Here is a 20370-nt window from a genome sequence, read left to right on the forward strand (position 1 = left end):
AACAAACGCCTCATCGACCTCGACGTCATTCGATCCCGTTCCCCGCAATCCGGTCGCGTTCCAGGTATCCTTGATCCTGTAGTCGCTCTTGTTGAGCAGGAAGATGCGGTACTCGATTCCGTCGGCTTCATCGTCCGATGACACCACGCTTGCCAGCATGTTCCATTCGCAGGAGTCCACCCCCGACGAGAACGGCCAGCTGCCCCGCAGCGCGTATCCGCCGTCGACCTTCCTGGCGCGGCCGGCAGGAAATATGAAAGAGGAGGCAATCAGGCAATTGGGGTCCTTGCCCCAAATCAGATCCTGAGCCTGTTTGTCGAACATGCCCAGCATCCAGTGATGGCTCGAAAGATTGGCCAGGTTCCACGCCACCGACGCGTCGGCCTGCCCGATCGCATCGGCGCAATCGACCAGCGCGACGTAATCAAGCTCGGAGCCGCCGATGCGCCTGGGCTGCACAATCCTGAACAGGCCGTTCTCGTGCAAATCGCGTTCGGTCTCCGGCGGCAGTCGCCGCAATTCCTCCGTTCGGGAAGCACGATCGCGCAGGCGCGGGATCAGGGCCCTCGCACGGCTAACCATGGTCGCATAGACGCGATCATCGGCATCCTGTCCCGAGGGCGGACTCGAATTTGGCTTCAGACCGGTACCTGTCATATCGCGGTCCTCGCTATCGCGCCCGGCCTGCGGCCTTCAGATGCGGCCGATCAAGATACAGCGAGGCGGCCAGGCCCTCCTCGTTCTGTTCGGCGAACTCCGTCAACAACTTCATCTCCGGAATTCGCGAGCGATCGAGCGTTCCGACGTCGGGCCAGTCGATCTCGATCAGATTTCCGGAAGGATCCCGCAGATACATCTGAACGCAGCCGTCGGGAAGCTCGTTCACGGGATTGCGAAACGTGGCCGAATCCAGCGCACCCATTGCTTTAGCCGCATCATAGGCCGCATGGAAGTCGTCGACGTCCAACGCGAAGTGCTGGTAAACCGGAACATGATCTTCCAGCTCGAAGATATGCAATTGCAGGTCGCCGCAGCGCAGATATTTCGTCTTGAAGCCAAAATTGTAGCTGGGGATGGTCTGCATGCCCAATACGGTCTCGTAGAATTTCACCGATTCCGCGAGGTTCTTCGTGCCGATCGAAAGATGGTTGAAGCCCGTAACTTTCATCCCTCGCCCTCCCTTTCGGATAAGCAGTCCGCGCCGCACTGCGACGAAAGCTGCTTGACCGGCCGACCATTTGACGATTGTTTATCGCCCGATCACTAATTAAGGCGCGGCCCGCGTTGCCCGTCAATCGAATTCGACAGGGGAAACGAACTCGCATGGACAAGACTGTTGGAATCATCGGCCTTGGCATCATGGGCGGCGCGATCGCCATTAACCTTGTCGATCGCGGCTGGCGCGTGATCGGCTTCGACACCGATGCCGGCAAACGCGCCGAACTTGCGGCTGCCGGCGTCATCATCGCCGACAGCGTGGAACAGGTCGCACGCGATGTGCCTGTCATCATGACGAGCCTGCCTACCCCCGCCGCGGTCGAGAGCGTGGCCAAAGCCATCGCCAATTCCGGCCAGTCGCCCCGGATTGTGATCGAACTTTCCACCCTCACGCTGGCCGACAAGCTCCGTTTCGAAACCATCCTCAAACAGGCCGGCCACATCGCGCTGGATTGCCCGCTGAGCGGAACCGGTGCGCAGGCCAGGATGCGCGATCTGATTGTCTATGCCAGCGGCGACAGTAATGCCATCGCCCGTTGTGCGGGACTGTTTGCCGACTTCGCCAAGCAAAGCGCCGACCTCGGCGTGTTCGGCAATGGCAGCCGGATGAAGTTCGTCGCCAATCATCTGGTCGCCATCCACAACGTCGCCACCGCGGAAGCGATGATCCTGGCCGAACGCGCCGGGCTGGACCCGAAGAAGGTCGTCGAGATGGTCGGTCCGGGCGCCGGCGGTTCGCGCATGTTCCAGATGCGCGCGCCGATGATGGTCGAGCGCAGTTACGAACCGGCGACCATGAAGGTTTCGACCTGGAAAAAGGACATGGCGATCATTGCCGAGTTCGCCGACGATGTCGGCTGCACAACCCCTTTGTTCACGCTGACGCAACCGGTCTACACCGAAGCGATGGCGATGGGACTGGGTGACCAGGACACCGCGGCGGTGTTTGAAGTGTTGAAAAAGCAGATCATCACCGCCCCTAAAACAGGCACCTCAAAACAGGCCAAATAGCGCAACGGGTTGGCCGATACTGCACTGCATCAAACCGCTTTTGCCGGGCATCCGCCATCCGGGATGACCGAAATGGCCGGCAACCGGGTCGACCGCGTGGTTATCACTTGATCATTTATGGCTTCCGTTCGATAAATCGTTTGATCAACGAAAAAACGAAGAATTGATATTCGGCTGAAACGCCCTGGGAGGATCCATGACGGTATCGCGACGCCAATTTGTCTCCAGTGTTGCCGGCGCGGGTATCGCCAGCATGGCGGCCCCAAGCCTTGTCTTCGCACAGAACAGCGGTCCGATCCGCATCGGCCTGCTGGCGGCCAAGACCGGGCCGCTCGCTTCCGGCGGCATCGACATGGAACTTGCCCTGACGATGTTTCTGAAGGAGCGCGATAACACGCTCGCCGGCCGCAAGGTCGAATTGATCGTGGCCGACACCGCCGGCGTTCCCGCCACCGCGCGCACCAAGGCGCAGGAGTTGATCGAGAAGAACAACGTCCATTGCATGATCGGTCCACTCGCAGCCTTCGAGGCGCTGGCCATCGCCGATTACCTCACCGAAAAGGAAGTGCCGACGCTCGGCGTCGCCGCGGCGGAGGACATGACGCAACGGCATCCGAGCCCGTGGTTTGTCCGCCTCACGTCAACCTCGGCGCAATGCGCCTACCCGCTGGCCGACTACTGCGCCAAGGAGCTGAAATACAAAAAGATCGTCACCATCGCCGATGATTTTGCCTACGGCCATGAAATGTGCGCCGGATTCCAGCGCGCCTTCGAGGACAATGGCGGCAAGATCATTCAGAAGATCTTCACACCGCTGGCAACGCCCGACTACGGCAGCTACGTCGCCCAGGTAAAAACCGCGGACGCGATCTTCCTCGGCACCGCCGGCTCAAATGGATTTCGCTTCCTGCGCCAATTCATCGAATACGGGCTGAAAGACAAGATGGCCGTCATCGGCGGCATGACCGCGCTCGACGAATCCGTGCTTCGCAACATGGGCGATGAGGCGCTGGGGATCCTGACCACGAGCTGGTATTCGGCGGAGCTCGACAATCCCCTCAACAAGGCCTTCGCGCCGGCATTCCGCAAGCAATTCAAATACGACCCCGGCTACTATGCCGGCTCTACCTACGTCTCCGGCGAGGTTCTCGAAGCCGCGCTCAAGACCATCAAAGCCAACGCGGAGGACAAGAAGGGGCTGATGGCGGCGATCCGCAGCAACAATGTGCAGACCGTGCGCGGCCTCGTGAAATTCGACGAATTCGGCAATGTGGTCGGCGACGTCTATATCCGCAAGGTCACCAGAAGCGATGGGCGGCTGGTCAATTCCGTCATCAAGACCTATCCCGATGTCAGCCAGTTCTGGACCTATGACAAGACCGCATTCCTGAAGAACCCGGTCTATTCGCGCGATTACCCACCGGCCAAGAACCTGGAGCAATAGCTTTGCCTGAGTTTGCGGGCCGACAATCCCGCAATGCTTCGAACAAGATCGGCAGCCGATGCAATTTTGGATTATCCAGGGTCTTAACAGCCTGTCGCTTGGTGGCCTGTTGTTTCTGCTGTCGTCGGGCTTCTCGCTGATCTTCGGCCTGATGCGGCTGGCCAACCTGACGCACGGCGCGTTCTTCATGCTTGGAACCTATTTTGGAGCGACGGCCCTGCGCGCCTATAGTGGCCTGAATATCTGGGTCACCGCGCTCGGCGCTGGGTTTGCGGTCGCGGCGATCGGCGGCCTGTTCGAGCGGCTGGTGCTGACCCGGCTGAAGACCAATCCGCTCGGACAGGTGCTGGTGACGCTCGGCATGTCCTTCATCATTTCTGACGCGTGCCTGGTGTTATGGGGAGGCGACTCCATCCCGGTACCGACGCCGCACAATCTGCAGGCGCCGACACGCGTGCTGGGTTTCGTGTTTCCGACCTACCGGCTGGTGCTGGTGGGATGCGCCATCGGTGCGGCGATCGCGCTGTATTTCCTAATGGAGCGGACGCGGCTGGGTGCGATGATCCGCGCCGGCGTCGATGACCGGCAGATGGCGCGCGCGGTCGGAATTCCCGTCTCGAATCTGTTTACGATCGTGTTTTGCCTCGGTGCCGGTATTGCCGGCGCTGGTGGTGTGCTGGGCGGGCCCATCCTGTCCGCCTATCCCGGGCTTGACGCCGACATGCTGCCGCTGGCGCTGATCGTGGTCATCCTCGGAGGCATCGGCAGCCTGCTCGGCGCGTTCGTCGGCAGTTTCATCATCGGATTCATCTATACATTCGGCACGGCGCTGTTTCCGGAGCTGGCCTACATCATCCTGTTCCTGCCCATGATCGTCGTCATCGCATTCCGCCCTCAGGGTCTGTTCGGGCGCGTCGGCGCATGAAGTGGATTGCTGCCGCCTTGCTCGCCGGGTTGCTGCTCCTGCTGCCGTTGTTCGCAGGCGATTTCTACATCAACCTCGCAAGCCAGATCCTGATCGCGGCGATCTTCGCGCTTAGCCTCAATTTGCTGGTGGGTTTTGGCGGAATGACCTCGCTTGGACACGCCTCCTATCTCGGCGTCGCCGCCTATATTTCCGCGCTGCTGACAAGCCGGTACGGATTTGGACATGGCGCGGCCGCGATCATCTCGATCGCAGGCACGATTGCGACGGCGGCCTTTTTCGGTATCATCGCGCTGCGTGCGACCGGCCTCGGGTTCCTCATGATCACGCTGGCGCTGTCGCAGGTGCTGTGGGGACTTGCCTATCGCATGTCCGACGTGACCAACGGCGACAATGGCATTGCGGGCCTCACGCGGCCGATGCCGTTTGGCATTTCACTCGACGGTGCCGCCGCGTTTTACTGGTTCGCCCTCATTGTGACGTCGATCGCGTTCCTGATGATGGCGATTTTCGTGTCGTCGTCCTTTGGCTCCTCGCTGAAAGGGGTGCGCGACCAGCCGCGCCGGATGGCCGCACTCGGCTTCAATCCCTGGATGATCCGCTGGATCACCTTCATCTATGCCGGCTTTTGGGGCGGCGTCTCCGGACTGCTCTATGTCTATTACAACAAATACATTCACCCGACCTCGCTTTCGACCACGAGCTCGGCCGAAGCGCTGCTCGGCGTGATCGCCGGCGGATCGGGCACGCTCGGCGGCCCGGTCGTCGGCGCCACGCTGGTGCTGTTGTTGAAGAACTACGCCTCGGCCTATATCGAGCGCTGGAACATGCTTCTCGGCCTGGTGTTCCTGTTCATCGTGCTTGTGATGCCGACCGGGATCGTCCCGGGCTTGAGCAAATTGATGACCCGTTTGCGGAGGGGACCGCGATGACCCCGCTGACGTCAGACTATGCGCTTGAGATCGTCGACCTCAACAAGGCCTTCGGCGGTCTTAAGGTTACGCAAAGCGTGTCGCTCGCGATCCGGCGGGGCGAACGCCGCCTGATCATCGGCCCAAACGGCGCCGGCAAGACCACGCTGTTCAACCAGATCTCAGGCGACATGCGGCCGAATTCCGGACAGATCAGGCTGTTCGGCACCGATGTGACGACATTTGCACCCTACAAGCGCGCGCATCTGGGGCTGTCGCGCACCTATCAGATCATCACGCTGTTTACGGGTGATACGCTCGAGCATAATGTCACGCTTGGCCTGCTCGGCCTGCTGCCGTCGCGCTGGCAGATGTGGCGGCCATTGTCGTTTTACGGCGATCTCGCGGGTGAGGCCCGCCGCACCCTCGATACGGTCGGGCTTCTGCACCTCGCCAACCATCCGGTGTCGGAGATCGCCTACGGCGAGAAGCGCCGGGTCGAACTGGCGATGGCGCTGGCGCAAAAGCCGCGTGTGCTGCTGCTGGACGAGCCGCTGGCGGGTCTCTCCAATACCGAACGCTCGACGGTGAAATCGCTGATCGCCTCGATCCCGCGGGAGACCGCCGTGATCATGATCGAGCATGATATGGATACCGCACTGGACCTCGCCGAAACCGTAACGCTGCTCAACTACGGCCGCGTCATTGTCGATGGCGAACGCGATGTGGTGATCGCGGACGAGCGAACGCGTGAGGTCTATCTTGGCAGCTGAGGCACTCAGTCTGACGAATGTGCACGCCTTTTATGGCGACAGCCATATCCTGCACGGCGTGGGCTTTTCGTTGCAGGCAGGCGGCGTGCTGGCATTGCTCGGGCGCAATGGCGCGGGCAAGACCACCTGCATCTCGACGATCGTCGGCTTCCTGAAACCGAAGGAAGGCGAAATCCGCCTGTTTGGCGAGCCGATCGGAGGGCTCAGCCCCGAACGCATTTCGCGCCTCGGCATCGGTCTGGTACCGCAGGGACGCCGGATATTTCCCTCGCTCACGGTTCGGGAAAACCTCATCGTGGCGCAACAGCGCGAACGCAGCACCGAAAAGCCCTGGAATGTCGAGAGAATCTACGAGTTGTTTCCAAGGTTGCGCGAACGCCACGCCCAATTCGCCGGCACGCTCTCCGGCGGTGAACAGCAGATGCTGGCGATCGGCCGCGCCCTGATGGGCAATCCGCGGGTGCTTTTGCTCGACGAGCCGTCGGAAGGTCTTGCCCCCCTGATCGTCGCCGAGGTCGGCCGCACCATCAAGCGGCTCAAGCAGGAAGGACAGTCCATCGTCCTCGTCGAACAAAACCGCCAACTGGCGCTCGATGTTGCGGATCAGGCGGTCATCCTCAACACCGGACGCTGCGTATTCGCCGGCAACGCCAGCGAGCTCTTGAACAACGACGCCCTGATCACGCAAAATCTTGGCGTCTTCCACGCCCATTAGGCTAAACAATCCACCCGTGAGGTCAAAACAATGAAAATCGGCGTATGTGGAACCGGACGAATGGGATCATCGATCGCGCAGCGATTGATGTCGGTCGGACATGAAGTCGGCGTCTGGAATCGCGATTCAGCCAAGACCAAACCGCTGGTCGATTCTGGCGCAAAGCTGTTCGCATCTCCCGCGGAGCTCGCCGAAGGCTGCGAGGTCGTCATCGCCATGCTGCTCAACGACGCGGCGACGGAGGCGGTGTATCGCGGCCCCAACGGCCTGTTGAAAGCGAAGCTCGCCGGCAAGCTTGTCATCGACATGAGCACGGTTCGCCCGGACACGATGATATCGGTCGGCACTGCGGTGGCGCAGCTGGGCGCTGCCTTTGTCGAATGCCCCGTCGGCGGAAGCAAGATTCCCGCGCGGGAAGGCAAGCTGTTCGGTCTGGTCGGCGGCGCGAACGCTGATGTCGCGCGGGCCATGCCGCTGCTCGAGCAGCTATGCCGCCGCATCGAACATGTCGGGCCACTCGGCGCCGGCGCGACCATGAAGCTTGCCGTGAATCTGCCGCTGCTGGTCTACTGGCAGGCGCTCGGCGAGGCGCTCACCATCTGCAAGCCGCTCAATCTTCCAGCCGATCGGCTGATCGATATCCTGTCCGATACCGCCGGCGCGCCTGCCGCCATGAAAGGGCGCGGCGCCATCATCGCAAAGGTCTTGGGCGGCGCGCCGCTTGGAGAGACCGCATTCGGCATCACGGCCGCGAAAAAGGATCTGGCCACCGCCGTGCAATTCGCCGCTTCAATCCATTCCGAGCTTCCGGTCGCCGCAAGCGCACTGGCGTGTTTCGAGGAAGCCGAAGCCGCGGGCCTTGGCGAGGCCGACGCCACCACGGTTTCCGTCCGCTGGACCCAGCGTCCGGCGTCCAAATCCTGAATCACCCACTTCGTGATCCCGTCCCGAACAACCCACGCAACAGCAGAGAAACTTCAATGATCGATCGCAAGAACCGCTATGGCCGCACCGCCGCTCGCACCCACGACGCAGACGGCCTCGCCCGGCGTCCGTCCTCGACCACGATCGACATCCACGCCCACATCGTCGTGCCGCAGGCCGCCAAGCTCGCGCAACCGCATGTCGATCTTGCTCGCGTTCCGCTGGCGCATTTTGCCGATGCCGCCACCAGGGAAATCAATGCGCAGCAGGAAAAGGACATCGGCGAGGTCATGACCACGATCGATCGCCGCCTGTTCGATCTCGACAAGATGGGCATCGACATCCAGGTCGTGGCGCCGGCGCCGCCCCAGTGCTACTATTCGGTCGATCCCAAAATCGCGGAAGCCGCCCATCGTCTCGCCAATGATGGCGTCGCGGAATATTGCGCGCGCAAGCCCGACCGGTTTGTCGGACTCGGCGTCGTCACCTTGCAGGAACCGGAACTCGCGGTCCGCGAACTCGATTACGTGATGAAGGACCTGAAACTGAAGGGCGTCGAAATCCTGACCAACGTCGACGGCCAGGAATTGTCCGATCCGAAATTCCGGCCGTTCTTTGCCAGGGCCGAGCAACTCGGGGCATTCATCATGATGCACCCGAACGGATTTACCCATGGCGAACGCCTGACCCACTTCTATTTCAACAACGTGCTCGGCAACCCGCTGGAGACGACGCTTGCGCTTCATAACCTGATCTTTTCTGGAACGCTCGCGCGCTTTCCTGATTTGAAGCTGATGGCGGTGCACGGCGGCGGCTATTTGCCGGGCTATTCCGGGCGAATCGATCATGCCTGGGGCGCGCGCCAGGACTCGCACGGCGATTTGCCGCTACCGCCGACGACCTATCTGCGGCAGGTCTATCTCGACACCGTGGTCTTCAGCTATCACCAGCTCGCCTATCTGATCGACGTATTCGGCCCCGATCGTATCGTGATGGGTACCGATTATCCCTTCGACATGGCCGAATATAATCCGATCGGCCACGTCGCAGGGGTAAACGGGATGGACGAGGTCACGCTCGCGCAGATCGCCGGCGGCAATGCCGCACGCGTGCTGGGGCTTGATGTCTAGCGTAAATCCAATCATCGCCCATCCGACGGCCCCGGGCTCGAGACGCGCGGCGTTGCCGCGCTCCTCACCATGAGGGTCCGGCAGACCTCATCCTGAGGAAGCCGCGAGGCGGCCGTCTCGAAGGATGAAGCCGTCGCACACGACAGAAAGCCGAAGCGCTGGCGCGCTCAGTGATGAGCGCCGGCGGTCTTGTATCCGGGCTGCTCGAACGGATGCGAGGTTGCGAATTCCGGCATTTTGAAGCAATGGCCCGCAAGACCGGCCACCAGCGGATACGCGCCTAGCTCAAGCTTGAGAAAATGCGCACCGACGACCTGGCCAGCGATGCAGATATCGGCAAGGCCGGGCTCGGTGCCGAGCGCAAACGGCGCCGGCGCGCGGCGGGCGAGCAGCCGTTCGTAAGTGGCAAGCCCTTCGGTGGTCCAGTGCTTGCCCCAATTCTCGATCGCCTTGGCGTCGGCGCCAAACGCCTTGGCGAGATGATTGCGGACACGCGGCACCACCAGCGGGTGGGCGTCGGCAATGTTCATCAGCGCCAGCGAGCGGGCATAGGCCCGCTCCTTCGCGTCCCGCGGCAATAGCCGAGGTTCGCTCTGGATATCGTCGAGATATTCGATGATCGCCATCGACTGGAACAGAGACTGGCCGTCATGAATGAAGGTCGGCACGACGTGCTCGGGATTGACCGCATCATAACCCGGATTGAATTGCTCGCCGGAAAGAATGTCGATCGGGATTTCCTCGAACGGCAGGCCCTTGAGTCTCAAGGCGACCCGCACGCGAAACGACGCAATCGATCGCCAGAACCCGTAGACCTGTATGCTCATCGGAGGATCCTTTGGTTGCCAGTATCATTGCCGGCTATTCTACCATATTGTGCTGCTGCCAGCGCAACAGATAGGCCTGCAGTCGCCGGATCATGGCGGAAAGTGCGACCCCCACCAGCATCAGCACGATCACCGCGACCATCATTCCCGACGCTTCGCCACGCGCCTCCGACTCGATGATCAGACGGCCGATTCCGCGTTCCGCACCGATGAATTCGCCGACGATCACGCCAATCAGCGCAAAGGAGATCGCCGGCGAGAGCGAGGCAAACACCCAGGCCATGGTCGATGGAATCACCACGGTGCGGGTGATCTGCCACTCGCTGGCGCCGAGTAGCCGCGCGACATTGACAAAGCCCTCGTCGATCGAGCGCGCACCTTCGAATGTGTTGAAGAACACCAGGAACACGACCACGATCCAGGAGGTCACGACTTTCGAGGTGTCGCCGATGCCGAATGCCAGCACGATGATCGGTGCCAGCGCGATTCTGGGAATCGAATTCACGGCGGTGATGAAGGGCTGGAAGATCGCGCTCAGCCGATCCGATCGCCCCAGAATCAATCCGGCCGCAAAACCGCTCGACACGCCGGTGACGAAACCAAAGAATGTGTTCTTGAGCGTGATGCCGGTGGCAATCCAGAGGTTGTTTTCGCTGCGAGCCATGCATTTGGCAAAGTCGCCGTTGAACCATCCATTGAATACGCCCAATTTGGACTTGAAGCAGCTCAGGATCAGAAAGTGCTCGAAGATTTCGGAGGGCCTGGAGACAAAATACGGATCGAGCAAATCAGGCACCAGCCAGGGCAGGCTGGCATGCAAATCATAACCCCATTGCCAGATCGACAACACGGCAATGCAGATCAGTGCCTGCCACGCCAATATACCGATCGGTCGGCGCGCCGTCCTCATGGCTTGCGGCCCCTGACGAACTCTTCCCCGAGCGAGTGCCAGATGTGCTGGAACAGTTCGGCGTAGCGCGGTGTCTCCCTCACCTTCACGGCATCGCGCGGCCGCGCAAAGTCTACTTCGAAGATATCCTTGATCTGGCCCGGGCGCGCCGAAAACAAAATGATGCGGTCGGCCAGCGTCAGGGCCTCGCCAAGATCATGTGTCACGAACAGAACCGTTTGCTGCTCGCGCTCCCAGATTCGGAGCAAGACCTCGTGCATGTCGATCTTGGTGTGGGTATCGAGCGCACCGAATGGCTCGTCCATCAGCAGGATCTGCGGCTCGACCACCAGCGTTCGCATCAGCGCTGCGCGCTGGCGCATGCCGCCAGACAGAGCCGAGGGGTAGGCTTGCTCGAAGCCCAGAAGGCCGGCTTGCGCGACGCAAGCCGCGATGCGCTCCTTGCGCTCGGCATCGGGACGGCCTGCGAGCTGCAGGCCGTAACCGATATTGTCGGCCACGGTACGCCAGGGAAATAAGGTATCGCGCTGGAACACATAGCCGACATTGGGCGTCGCCTTGCCGGAGACGACCGGCACGCCATCGATCAGGATTTGACCGCTGCTCGGCCTTATCAGCGTCGCGATCATGTTGAGGATCGTGCTCTTGCCCGAACCGGACGGCCCCAGCAAGGCAACGAACTCACCGCGTCGAACGCTAAAGGAGACATCGCGCACCGCCTCGATGGCGGTGCCCGCAAGCTGGAATGATTTGCTCAATCCCCTGACATCGATCCGATGAACCCCTGGCGCCTGATCAAGCGGCATTGCAGACCTGTGTTGGGCTCTCAAGTCCTGGGCTCTCAACTGGCGGGCCTTCAACCCGGATATGCTTTTCGCGCCGCCTCGGTAAAATCCGGGCTGACGACCTCGGCAATCGTCAGCGGCTTGATACCGGTCATTTCCCGGAACCAGACCTTTTCGCCGCGCGCGAAGCTCGCCGCGTCGACGGTACCTTGGTAGTCCGCGACCTTTTTCAGCGCCGAAATTTCGAGGACGTTAGCACCACGCGATGTGCTGCCGACATAGGGCTCGATCATATCATATACCTCGTCGGCCGAATGCGCCTTGATCCACTGGGTGGCGCGCCACAAGGCGGTGACGAAGGCCTGCATCTTGGGCGGGTCCTTGTCGATCGTCGACTGCACGGTGAAATGCGCGGTCACCGGCACCTTGCCGCCGATATACTTGTTCCAGATTGCTTCGTCTGTGCCATCGAACAAAAGCGTGCCCCAGCCCTGCTCCATCGAGTCATTCAGCAGTGACAGCGAGCTTACGAGAACATCGACCTGCCTGGTCTTGAGCGAGCCCAGCATGGTATCGACATTGCCGGTTCCGATCCAGGTGACCTTCTCGGCGAGCCCCATGGTCTCCATATAATAGGACGACCAGACGTGGTTGGTGCCTCCGAGCGACGACACCGAGACAATCGGCTTGCGGCCATCCGGCCTTTTCCATTCCGTCAGCTTCTCCAGCGTCGTGATGCCCTGGTCCCAGAGATCCTTGCGGATGATGAACATCACCGAACTGCTCCGCGTGTCGGTCGGCATCAGGATCCGACCAGCACGTCCATGGTTGCTGAGCTGCATCGGATGGGTGACATCGCCGATACCGATATCGCCCTGCGATGAAGCGATGATCTCCCGCGTCTTGACGCCGCTGCCGCCCTGGATCAGCTTGCAGTCGAGACGCGCTTCCTTGAAGAATCCGGCCCGGTCGGCCACGAACTGCGACTGATAGATCGGTACCGCGACCGGGTAAATGGCACGGCCCGACTTGGCCTCGGCCGATGCCCGCCCTGCTGCAAGCATTACACCGCCACCGGCAATGATCGTCAGCGCCGAACGTCTTGTGACGTGCCCCGCCATCACGCGTTCTCCCTCTCCTTGCCGGCGACTTTTTCCAGTGCATTCAGTACCGCATCACCCATTTCCCGGGTCGAAAGTCTGGGCCTGCCCGGCTCGGCAATATCGGCCGTTCTCGCGCCCGCCGCTAGCGCCATATCGACGGCTGTTTCGAGCAGGTCCGCCTCTTCGGGCCGATCGAGCGTCATGCGCAGCATCATGGCGACGCTGAGAATGGAGCCGAGCGGATTGGCGATGCCTTTACCGGCAATATCAGGCGCGCTGCCATGAACCGGTTCGTAAAGCGCCTTGCGGCGACCGAACCGGTCGACCGGCCCCAGCGACGCCGACGGCAGCATCCCGAGCGAGCCCGACGCCATCGCCGCGCAATCGGATAGAATGTCGCCGAAAATATTGCCGGTCACCATCACGTCGAACTGCGACGGCTCCCGCACGATCTGCATGGCCGCGTTGTCGACATACAGATGCGTGAGCTCGACATCGGAGAATTCCTCGGCGTGAAGCGCTATGACTTCCTCACGCCACAACACGCTGGTTTCGAGAACATTGGCTTTATCCACCGAACAGACCTTTCCCCTTCGGATGCGCGCCAGCTCGAAAGCCGAGCGCGCCACGCGGCGGACCTGGCTGGTGGTATATTGCTCGGTGTTGAACCCGCGGCGCTGCCCGTCAGGCAGCGTTTCGATGCCGCGCGGCTCCCCAAAATAGATGCCACCGGTGAGCTCGCGGATGATGACGAAGTCGACCCCCTTCAGGACACGCGCCTTGAGCGGCGCCGACTCGGCCAGCGCCGGATTGGCGCGAATCGGCCGCAGATTGGCGTAAAGATCGTATTTGCTGCGTAGGGACAGCAGACCGCCTTCCTTGCGCGCCGCCGCCGGCACTTCCTTAGTCTCCGGGCCGCCGGTTGCGCCCCAAAGGATGGCGTCGGCTTCTTCCATCGCCTCGGCGGTATCCGCCGGCAACACCTTGCCGGTCGCCAGATAGGGAATGAGCCCATATTGCGCTTCGCGCAAAATCAGGGGAATGCCGCGCCTGGCGGCGAACCAGTCGAGGATCCGGCGCGACTGTGCGGTCACTTCGGGGCCGATGCCTTCGCCGCCGATCACGGCGACCTTGATCATGTTCGACGCAGCGTTCATGCCGATTTCCCTGCAAAATGTATCCATGGCCGCTCGATGCGGTCAGCCGCCTGAAAGGCGCGGATTTCAGCGTCGCGCTGAAGCGTCAGTGCAACTTCGTCAAGCCCCTTCAATAGGCCGGCGCGACGGCGCGGATCGATCTCGAAGCTGTGCCGTTGGCCTGACGGTGAAGTGATCGTCTGCTCTTCAAGGTCGACACTGACGCGGCCGGCTCCCTGGGTGCTCTCGACCTCCGCCGCAAGACCGTCGACGATCACCTTGTCGACCACAATCGGCAGGATTCCATTCTGAAAGCAGTTGGCGAAGAAAATATCCCCGAACCCCGAGCCGATGATGGCGCGGATGCCAAGTTCCTGCAGTGACCACACCGCCCCTTCGCGGGACGAGCCGCAGCCAAAATTCGGACCGGTGATCAGAATTTCCGCCTGCCGATAGGGCTCGCGGTTCAGAATGAATTCGGGATTCTCCGAGCCGTCCGGCAGATAGCGCAGCGAGCCAAACGCCCATTTGCCAAGGGTTCCGCGAACGGAGGTGCCGACGAGGCGCTCGATGCGAATAACGACGTCGGTGTCGACGTTACTGCGCATGATCGGAGCCGCAATCGCGCTAAGTTTGGTGAAGGGTTTCGGCATCTATCGCTCCATGGTCCGCACGTCGGCGATGGCGCCCGAAATCGCACTCGCAGCCGCCGTCGCCGGGCTCGCCAAGTGGGTGCGGGCGCGCGGCCCCTGGCGGCCGATGAAATTGCGGTTCGATGTCGATACCGAGCGCTGGCCGGGCGCCACGATTTCGCCATTGGCGGCGAGACACATCGAACATCCTGGCTCACGCCACTCAAAACCCGCATCGGTGAACAGCTTGTCCAGCCCCTCGGCAGCGGCTTCCCGCTTGATCGTCTCCGAACCTGGCACCACCCAGGCGCGCACGCCCGGCGCGACCTTGCGGCCGCGTGCGATCTCGGCGGCGGCGCGCAGATCGCTCAGCCGGCTATTGGTGCATGACCCGATGAAGACCCAATCGACCGGCGTGCCGATGATCGGCGCGCCGGGCTTGAGACCCATATAGTCGATGGCGGTTTCAATCGCGGCGCGACGCGCCGGATCGGCAATTTCCGCAGGGTCGGGAACGTAACCGTCGACGCCGACGACATGCTCCGGGCTGATACCCCAGGTCACCTGCGGGATGATGGTCTCGACGTCGATGACGACCTCCCGATCGAACACCGCATCTGGGTCACTTGGAAGCTGACGCCATGCCTCGACCGCCCGCTGCCACATCTCGCCCTGCGGCGCGTAGCGCCTGCCGCGAATATATTCGTAGGTTTTTTCGTCCGGCGCGATCATACCCATCTTGGCGCCGAGCTCGATCGACAGATTGCAGATGGTGAGCCGCCCCTCGATCGGCATGTCGCGGATGGCGCTACCGGCATATTCGACAGCGTAGCCGGTTCCACCGGCGGCTCCGACATGGCCGATCAGCGCCAGAATGAGATCCTTGGCGGTCACGCCCGAAGACAGCCGGCCCTCGAACTTCACGCGCATGGTTTTCGGGCGCCGCTGGATAAGCGACTGCGTCGCCAGCACGTGCGTCAGCTCGCTGGACCCGATTCCGAAAGCCAGCGCGCCCAGGCCGCCATGCGTGCAGGTATGGCTGTCGCCGCAAACGATCAGGCACCCGGGAAGGCTAAGGCCGAGTTCAGGGCCTATGACGTGGACGATGCCTTGACCTGGCTCGTCGATATCGAACATGGCGATGCCGCTGGCCGACGTTTCCACCCGCAGGCCCTCCAGCAGTTCCTGCCCGGTCTTGCTGGTGCCGGCCCGTCCCCGCGCCGACGAAATCGCATGATCCGGCGTCGCGAACGTCAGCTCCGGATCGTGTACAGGGAGGTTGCGGCTCTTGAGATCGAGCAGGCCGCGCGAGCCGCCGAGATCGTGCAGCAAATGGCGATCGACATGCAGGAGATCGGTATCGTCACTGACATGAGCAATGACATGCTGGTCCCAGATTTTCGCCAGCAGGGTTCGGCCGCGTTTTTCCAACAGCTTGTCCTCCCTTTGCCTTTGCCAAGGCTTGACTTGGCCAAGACGTTCGCCGTTTCACACGGCTTGATTTCAGGGCTTCCTCAAGCCCCCGGCTTGGCCGCATCAAAGCATAACAGCCCGCTCTTCGGCTAGAGGCCGAAAAGATAGCAGCTGCGCAAGAAGTGACGCTCGCGGTCGCCGTGGCTACGGCAGGGAGACCTTCACCGAGTCATACGGGGGCAAGACGGCGTCCTTCGGACTGGTGCTCGGATCAGGCACCGCCACATAGTCGAGGGTGATATCCTTCCTTGTCACCGTGACCCTCAAATAGCCGTGCTCGGAATCGTTGAAGTTTTCCAGCAGTTCGGGTTCGCTCTCGATCTGAACCGGAAGCTTGTTCGCCGCCTTTGTCTCCTGAAAGACCTTGCCGAGCACGTGCAGCCGCTTGTTGTAGCCTCCAGCACCGGCGATAATGAATGGAACATTCTTTTTGTTGAAGAGCGGTGCCGAAAAGCGCTGGTAGTCGTGAACGTGTCCGGTCAATACGACGTCAGGCGCACGCTGCGCTTCGGTGCAACTATCCTCAAGGAATTTCTTCAATCGGGTGCTGCCGGGATGCGAGCCGTAGGCTGAATAGATCGGGTGATGAACCGCGAGAATGATCGGAAGCGACGCCGGCGCCCCCTTTAGTTCGAAAACGAACGACTGCCTCTGTGTTTCACCGATCTGGCCGCCTTCCGGACAGTTGCTGTACAGGCCTATGATCGTAACCAACGGCGTATTGAGGGTCCAGAACACATTGGGTTGCGTCATCGTGCGCCGCGGCGCATCGCGGTTATCCTGGCTGATCACCGCTGACTGGGAACAAAAATTTCGCACGAAGGCCTGGAGGCTCGTCTCTCCGGTCGCCGGATTGACATCACCGTCGTGGTTTCCTGGAATGGCGACAATGGGCGCAGGATATTGCAGGTAGGGCTCGTAAAATTCGGGCCAGTAGTTGGCCCCCTCCCCGTCATAATAAACGACGTCACCGAGATGATAGTAAAAGGACGGCCGGTCGGCGGCATTGGCGTTGAGCGTGAAATCGCATTCCATGAACCGGGTGACGCCGTCGATGTAGGTTGACGTATTCACCCCGCCGGTGTCGCCGACAGAATGAAAGACGAGTTTGCCTGACTTCCGGATCGTCGCCATCGTCGCGTCGTCGATGATGGTATCAAGGTTCATCCGGTACGGCGGCAGGCCGGGCGGCACCGGCAGATCCCGCCACGGCTGCGGCGGATTCTTGTCGGGATCGACGAGCGTATGGAATTTATCCGGCACCTTGTTGGGCGCGAAGGAATGCCCGTGTTGCGACTTCGGCAAACTCTGGTGATGCGCCTGCAAATTCGCCTGGGTCAGGACGGTTTGCCTCCGCGCTGCGTTGCTCTTCTTGGCCATTGCCGGTTTCCTCCATGACGGCGGTCGCCCCGGCCATTTCTTCCATCCTGGCCGTCTAGCCTCGGTGCATGCCGGGCCGGCAGGTGACGCCGCCGGGCCACCTGACGTTCGAAATCTATCGCGCTTTCGAGCGCCGGCAATCCGATAAGCACCCTTAAGTTGTATTTCGAGAAAATAAAAAATCCGGACCCTTTCCGGCTTGGCCGACGCTACGAGCTTGGGGTGACCTTATTTGGCTTCGCCCAAAATATCGGCAAAGGTCCTGGCGAAGGTATGGGCATCGCCAGGCCACCTCGCCGAAACATAGTTGCGATCCCGGACCACGAAAGCGGGTCTTGCGTCATCGATGGAATCGCGCTGCAGGCCGGACGTCTTCCGGCGGTAGTCCGGATCTGTCGCCGGAACATCCTTGAAATCCTGCGCGCGTGCAAGCGCGCGCGTGACTTCCTGCTGCACCGACATGAAGCCATCCGGCTGTCCTTCCTGCTCCAGGTAAGTCCGATAATAGTTGGGATCCCAAAACCGCGTGACGCGGGCGACCCTCCAGGCGCTGCGCTCCAGCGCCCAGGTCAAGGCGGTCGTTTGGTAGCCGTGAAGCACCGAACGGCCCGTGCGCTTCGAAATGCTTCGCGCGGCCAGCAGCACGCCGTGGCAGATCGCCGCCACCGGCTTCCCGGCCTCGAAAAAGCTGACGACAAGACGCTGCAACGCCTCGCTCTCGAGGTAACTACGCATGCCACGCGCGCGATGTCCGCCGGGTAACAGCAGCCCATCGAATGCAGACGCGTCGACGGCATCCCAACGCTGTGGCACGCCATAATTCGGATCGGCGATCATTCCGGCATAGGCCTCGCGCGCGTCGCGGTTGGCCCGCATCAGAAGTCCTATCAGCGGCCAATTCCGCAGCAGCGGGATCGCGCCCCAGGGATCCAGGCCTTGTCCCGTCAGCATCATGTCGTCGGCCACAGCGGGCCGTCCGGCCGGCGTCGCAAATGCAACGACATGGCCCGCGTTCACCAGCACCTGCCAGCTCACGGCGGCTTCGCTTGGATCGAAATCCCGCGCTGGCAGGAGGAAAAGAACGCTGGCCACGGCGAGCCCGCCTCAGACCAGTAACACCGTCGATCCCGTGGTCTTGCGCGCGGCGAGATCGGCATGGGCCCTGGCGACGTCCTTCAGCGGGTAAGTCTGGTGGACCTCGATCTTGACCGCACCAGAGAGCACCACCTCGAACAGCTCCTTCGCCATGGCAACAAGGTTCTCGTGCTTGGCGGCGTAAGTGTTCAGGGTCGGGCGGGTGACAAAGAGCGACCCCTTTTGTGCGAGCAGGCCGAGATTGAGCGGCTCGACACTGCCAGAAGACTGGCCGAACAGCGCGGCGACACCGAGCGGAGCGAGGCAGTCCAGTGATTTCAAAAACGTGTCCTTGCCGACGGAGTCATAGACCACCGGCACCTTCTTGCCTTCCGTGATTTCCTCGACGCGCTTCACGAAATCCTCGCGCGAATAGACAATCGTGTGCGCGCAACCATGCGCCTTTGCGAGTTTTGCTTTCTCGTCGCTGCCGACCGTTCCGATGACGGTGGCGCCGAGATGCTTTGCCCACTGTCCGAGGATCAGGCCGACGCCGCCCGCTGCGGCGTGGAGCAGGATCGTATCGCCTGACTTCACGCGATAGGTCTGACGGATGAGATATTGCACCGTCAGGCCTTTCAGCATCATCGCGGCCGCGGTCTTGTCATCGATGCCGTCAGGTAGCTTGAGCAGGCGATCGGCGGGAATCAGCCGCTCTTCGGCATAGGCGCCAAGCGGCGCGGCGCCATAAGCAACGCGGTCGCCCGGCTTCAGATCGGTGACCCCGGGTCCGACTTCCTCGACCACGCCGGCGCCCTCGCCGCCCAGGCCACTCGGCAACTGGATGGGATAAAGGCCCGAGCGGTTGTAGATATCGACGAAGTTGAGCCCCACGGCGGTGTGGCGGATGCGCGCCTCTCCGGCGCCGGGCCTGCCAAGCTTCACTTCCTCCCAGACCAGAACCTCGGGACCCCCGGTCTTATGAAAGCGGATGGCGTGCGTCATGGAACAACTCCTCAGATGAGATGACAGAAGGTGGCAGCCTCGCAGCCGGGCGATCGGTGCGGCGCTCGCACTTTCAATATGCGCCGAACCTGCGACGAGAAAAACCCTCCGGGCGGATCTTTTTGAGATTGGGCCTCATTCCTTGGATTGCGAAGACCGGGCGGACGAAGCCGCCTATCCGCCGGATGTTTGAACCCCGCCCCGGCTCTAAACGACATATTCGGTGCCGGACCTGCCGGCACATAGACGTGCCGGGGTAACATGGAAGACCTGCTCGAGTTCCTGTTCGGCGCCAGCGGGCGCATCAGCCGGGCCAAATACTGGCGCTCGGTTCTCATCTCTGTCGGCACGGGCCTGATGGCCGCCGTCATCCTGTTCACCGCTGCCGGCATCGCAGCACCACTATTCATCATAGCGGTTGTCGTCGTGCTGTTCCCTTGGCTGCTTTGGAATGTCTCCTTCACCACCGAGCGGCTGCATGACCGCGACAAGAGTGCCTGGTGGCTCGTCACGTTCTATGTAGTGCCTGGCGCGCTCGGTGAGTTCGCGAAGCTCATATCGTTCGCGGGAACCGTAGGCACGGTTCTGTACACCATCCTGGCGCTGGCGGCATTCGCGCTGACGATCTAGGGATTTGTCGAAATCGGCTGCCTGCGCGGTACCGCCGGCACGAACGGCTATGGTCCCGACCCGCTGTTGCGGTCCAAACAGCGAAACTGAAGGGCAACCGGCCAAAGCAGGGATTCAAAACGAAAAAAAGCCCGGCAGCCATCAGGCCACCGGGCTCGTATTGCAATCCAGAAAATATGTTCCGCGCTCGCAGGTACCCGACGAGCGGTGCCGTTCAAGCGTCAGCCGGCTCCAACCGTCGCGACCATCCCAAAAACTCCGGCGTCGGCAAGCGCTGTGATGCGCGCATCATCATAGCCGAGATTCTTGCGCAAGACCTCCCTGGTATGCTGGCCCAGCAAGGGCGCGGCGACGGGATCGATCA

The 20370-nt window shown here is 61.5% G+C and carries 20 protein-coding genes and 2 pseudogenes; 9 read left to right on the forward strand and 13 right to left on the reverse strand.

Annotation, left to right across the window (positions count from 1 at the left end; all coding sequences use genetic code 11):
- Both E8A46_RS21345 and E8A46_RS21350 read right to left on the reverse strand, forming a co-directional pair.
- Nucleotides 1–657, reverse strand: a 657-nt coding sequence (locus E8A46_RS21345; RefSeq protein ID WP_291565541.1) for an acyl-CoA dehydrogenase family protein, incomplete at its 3' end; no start/stop codon positions are given.
- Nucleotides 658–670: 13 nt separating this feature from the next.
- A complete protein-coding gene (locus E8A46_RS21350) occupies nt 671–1168 on the reverse strand; it encodes a VOC family protein (RefSeq protein ID WP_291565543.1) in 498 nt (165 codons plus the stop codon).
- Between the two features lie 155 nt (nt 1169–1323).
- On the opposite strand from E8A46_RS21350, the gene E8A46_RS21355 reads away from it, so the two are divergent.
- The 8 genes and pseudogenes from E8A46_RS21355 (at nt 1324) to E8A46_RS21395 (ending at nt 9051) form a co-directional block, all read left to right on the forward strand.
- Complete coding sequence (locus E8A46_RS21355; RefSeq protein WP_291565545.1) at nt 1324–2229, forward strand: NAD(P)-dependent oxidoreductase; 906 nt, start codon at nt 1324–1326, stop codon at nt 2227–2229.
- Between the two features lie 196 nt (nt 2230–2425).
- Nucleotides 2426–3673: an ABC transporter substrate-binding protein gene (locus E8A46_RS21360; RefSeq protein WP_291565548.1), complete on the forward strand. Its 1248-nt coding sequence runs from the start codon at nt 2426–2428 to the stop codon at nt 3671–3673.
- 58 nt (nt 3674–3731) lie between these two features.
- Nucleotides 3732–4598: a branched-chain amino acid ABC transporter permease gene (locus E8A46_RS21365; protein ID WP_291565551.1), complete on the forward strand. Its 867-nt coding sequence runs from the start codon at nt 3732–3734 to the stop codon at nt 4596–4598.
- On the forward strand, nt 4595–5530 hold the full coding sequence (locus E8A46_RS21370) for a branched-chain amino acid ABC transporter permease (protein ID WP_291565554.1): 936 nt from the start codon (nt 4595–4597) through the stop codon (nt 5528–5530). Before E8A46_RS21365 ends, E8A46_RS21370 begins: the two co-directional genes overlap by 4 nt.
- Nucleotides 5527–6282, forward strand: a complete 756-nt coding sequence (locus E8A46_RS21375) for an ABC transporter ATP-binding protein (protein WP_291565556.1) — start codon at nt 5527–5529, stop codon at nt 6280–6282. The genes E8A46_RS21370 and E8A46_RS21375 overlap by 4 nt, the downstream gene beginning before the upstream one ends.
- Complete coding sequence (locus E8A46_RS21380; RefSeq protein WP_291565558.1) at nt 6272–6997, forward strand: ABC transporter ATP-binding protein; 726 nt, start codon at nt 6272–6274, stop codon at nt 6995–6997. Before E8A46_RS21375 ends, E8A46_RS21380 begins: the two co-directional genes overlap by 11 nt.
- Nucleotides 6998–7015: 18 nt before the next feature.
- Nucleotides 7016–7921 (forward strand): annotated as a pseudogene (locus E8A46_RS30490) (NAD(P)-dependent oxidoreductase); the annotation flags it as partial.
- Nucleotides 7922–7977: 56 nt separating this feature from the next.
- The gene (locus tag E8A46_RS21395) at nt 7978–9051 is read left to right on the forward strand and encodes an amidohydrolase family protein (protein WP_291565560.1); all 1074 of its coding nucleotides are present in this window, start codon (nt 7978–7980) and stop codon (nt 9049–9051) included.
- A 167-nt stretch (nt 9052–9218) separates the two neighbouring features.
- Here E8A46_RS21395 and maiA read toward each other — a convergent pair whose 3' ends face one another.
- The 10 genes from maiA to E8A46_RS21445 form a co-directional block, all read right to left on the reverse strand.
- A complete protein-coding gene (gene maiA, locus E8A46_RS21400; RefSeq protein WP_291565563.1) occupies nt 9219–9878 on the reverse strand; it encodes a maleylacetoacetate isomerase in 660 nt (219 codons plus the stop codon).
- A gap of 34 nt (nt 9879–9912) precedes the next feature.
- Nucleotides 9913–10788, reverse strand: a complete 876-nt coding sequence (locus E8A46_RS21405; RefSeq protein WP_291565565.1) for an ABC transporter permease — start codon at nt 10786–10788, stop codon at nt 9913–9915.
- Nucleotides 10785–11594 (reverse strand): ABC transporter ATP-binding protein, encoded by an 810-nt coding sequence (locus tag E8A46_RS21410; RefSeq protein ID WP_291565567.1) that lies wholly within the window; start codon nt 11592–11594, stop codon nt 10785–10787. Before E8A46_RS21410 ends, E8A46_RS21405 begins: the two co-directional genes overlap by 4 nt.
- Before the next feature lie 50 nt (nt 11595–11644).
- The gene (locus E8A46_RS21415) at nt 11645–12694 is read right to left on the reverse strand and encodes an ABC transporter substrate-binding protein (protein ID WP_291565569.1); all 1050 of its coding nucleotides are present in this window, start codon (nt 12692–12694) and stop codon (nt 11645–11647) included.
- Entirely contained in the window at nt 12694–13833 is a 1140-nt protein-coding gene (leuB, locus tag E8A46_RS21420; RefSeq protein WP_291565572.1) for a 3-isopropylmalate dehydrogenase, read from the reverse strand. The genes E8A46_RS21415 and leuB overlap by 1 nt, the downstream gene beginning before the upstream one ends.
- Nucleotides 13830–14465: a 3-isopropylmalate dehydratase small subunit gene (gene leuD, locus E8A46_RS21425; RefSeq protein ID WP_291565574.1), complete on the reverse strand. Its 636-nt coding sequence runs from the start codon at nt 14463–14465 to the stop codon at nt 13830–13832. Before leuD ends, leuB begins: the two co-directional genes overlap by 4 nt.
- Nucleotides 14466–15875, reverse strand: a complete 1410-nt coding sequence (gene leuC, locus E8A46_RS21430; protein WP_291565576.1) for a 3-isopropylmalate dehydratase large subunit — start codon at nt 15873–15875, stop codon at nt 14466–14468. It abuts the gene before it with no gap.
- A 186-nt stretch (nt 15876–16061) separates the two neighbouring features.
- Nucleotides 16062–17111, reverse strand: coding sequence for a metallophosphoesterase (locus E8A46_RS21435; protein WP_291565578.1), 1050 nt, complete (start codon nt 17109–17111; stop codon nt 16062–16064).
- Nucleotides 17112–17525: 414 nt separating this feature from the next.
- Nucleotides 17526–18389, reverse strand: coding sequence for a type 1 glutamine amidotransferase domain-containing protein (locus tag E8A46_RS21440; RefSeq protein ID WP_291565580.1), 864 nt, complete (start codon nt 18387–18389; stop codon nt 17526–17528).
- Nucleotides 18390–18401: 12 nt separating this feature from the next.
- On the reverse strand, nt 18402–19376 hold the full coding sequence (locus E8A46_RS21445; protein WP_291565582.1) for a quinone oxidoreductase: 975 nt from the start codon (nt 19374–19376) through the stop codon (nt 18402–18404).
- A 261-nt stretch (nt 19377–19637) separates the two neighbouring features.
- On the opposite strand from E8A46_RS21445, the gene E8A46_RS21450 reads away from it, so the two are divergent.
- Nucleotides 19638–20006: a DUF805 domain-containing protein gene (locus E8A46_RS21450; RefSeq protein WP_291565584.1), complete on the forward strand. Its 369-nt coding sequence runs from the start codon at nt 19638–19640 to the stop codon at nt 20004–20006.
- Nucleotides 20007–20227: 221 nt separating this feature from the next.
- Here E8A46_RS21450 and E8A46_RS21455 read toward each other — a convergent pair.
- Nucleotides 20228–20370: pseudogene (locus E8A46_RS21455) on the reverse strand (CoA transferase); the annotation flags it as partial.

Source organism: Bradyrhizobium sp., assembly GCF_004799445.1.
Classification (GTDB): Bacteria; Pseudomonadota; Alphaproteobacteria; order Rhizobiales; family Xanthobacteraceae; genus Bradyrhizobium.

Bases quoted from the DNA above. Each gene is read 5' to 3' on its own strand.
- E8A46_RS21350 (WP_291565543.1), bottom strand. From the start codon at position 1,168: ATGAAAGTTACGGGCTTCAACCATCTTTCGATCGGCACGAAGAACCTC.
- E8A46_RS21355 (WP_291565545.1), top strand. From the start codon at position 1,324: ATGGACAAGACTGTTGGAATCATCGGCCTTGGCATCATGGGCGGCGCG.
- E8A46_RS21365 (WP_291565551.1), top strand. From the start codon at position 3,732: ATGCAATTTTGGATTATCCAGGGTCTTAACAGCCTGTCGCTTGGTGGC.
- E8A46_RS21395 (WP_291565560.1), top strand. From the start codon at position 7,978: ATGATCGATCGCAAGAACCGCTATGGCCGCACCGCCGCTCGCACCCAC.
- E8A46_RS21370 (WP_291565554.1), top strand. From the start codon at position 4,595: ATGAAGTGGATTGCTGCCGCCTTGCTCGCCGGGTTGCTGCTCCTGCTG.
- E8A46_RS21445 (WP_291565582.1), bottom strand. From the start codon at position 19,376: ATGACGCACGCCATCCGCTTTCATAAGACCGGGGGTCCCGAGGTTCTG.
- E8A46_RS21375 (WP_291565556.1), top strand. From the start codon at position 5,527: ATGACCCCGCTGACGTCAGACTATGCGCTTGAGATCGTCGACCTCAAC.
- E8A46_RS21450 (WP_291565584.1), top strand. From the start codon at position 19,638: ATGGAAGACCTGCTCGAGTTCCTGTTCGGCGCCAGCGGGCGCATCAGC.
- E8A46_RS21360 (WP_291565548.1), top strand. From the start codon at position 2,426: ATGACGGTATCGCGACGCCAATTTGTCTCCAGTGTTGCCGGCGCGGGT.
- E8A46_RS21415 (WP_291565569.1), bottom strand. From the start codon at position 12,694: ATGGCGGGGCACGTCACAAGACGTTCGGCGCTGACGATCATTGCCGGT.
- E8A46_RS21410 (WP_291565567.1), bottom strand. From the start codon at position 11,594: ATGCCGCTTGATCAGGCGCCAGGGGTTCATCGGATCGATGTCAGGGGA.
- leuD (WP_291565574.1), bottom strand. From the start codon at position 14,465: ATGCCGAAACCCTTCACCAAACTTAGCGCGATTGCGGCTCCGATCATG.
- maiA (WP_291565563.1), bottom strand. From the start codon at position 9,878: ATGAGCATACAGGTCTACGGGTTCTGGCGATCGATTGCGTCGTTTCGC.
- leuB (WP_291565572.1), bottom strand. From the start codon at position 13,833: ATGAACGCTGCGTCGAACATGATCAAGGTCGCCGTGATCGGCGGCGAA.
- E8A46_RS21405 (WP_291565565.1), bottom strand. From the start codon at position 10,788: ATGAGGACGGCGCGCCGACCGATCGGTATATTGGCGTGGCAGGCACTG.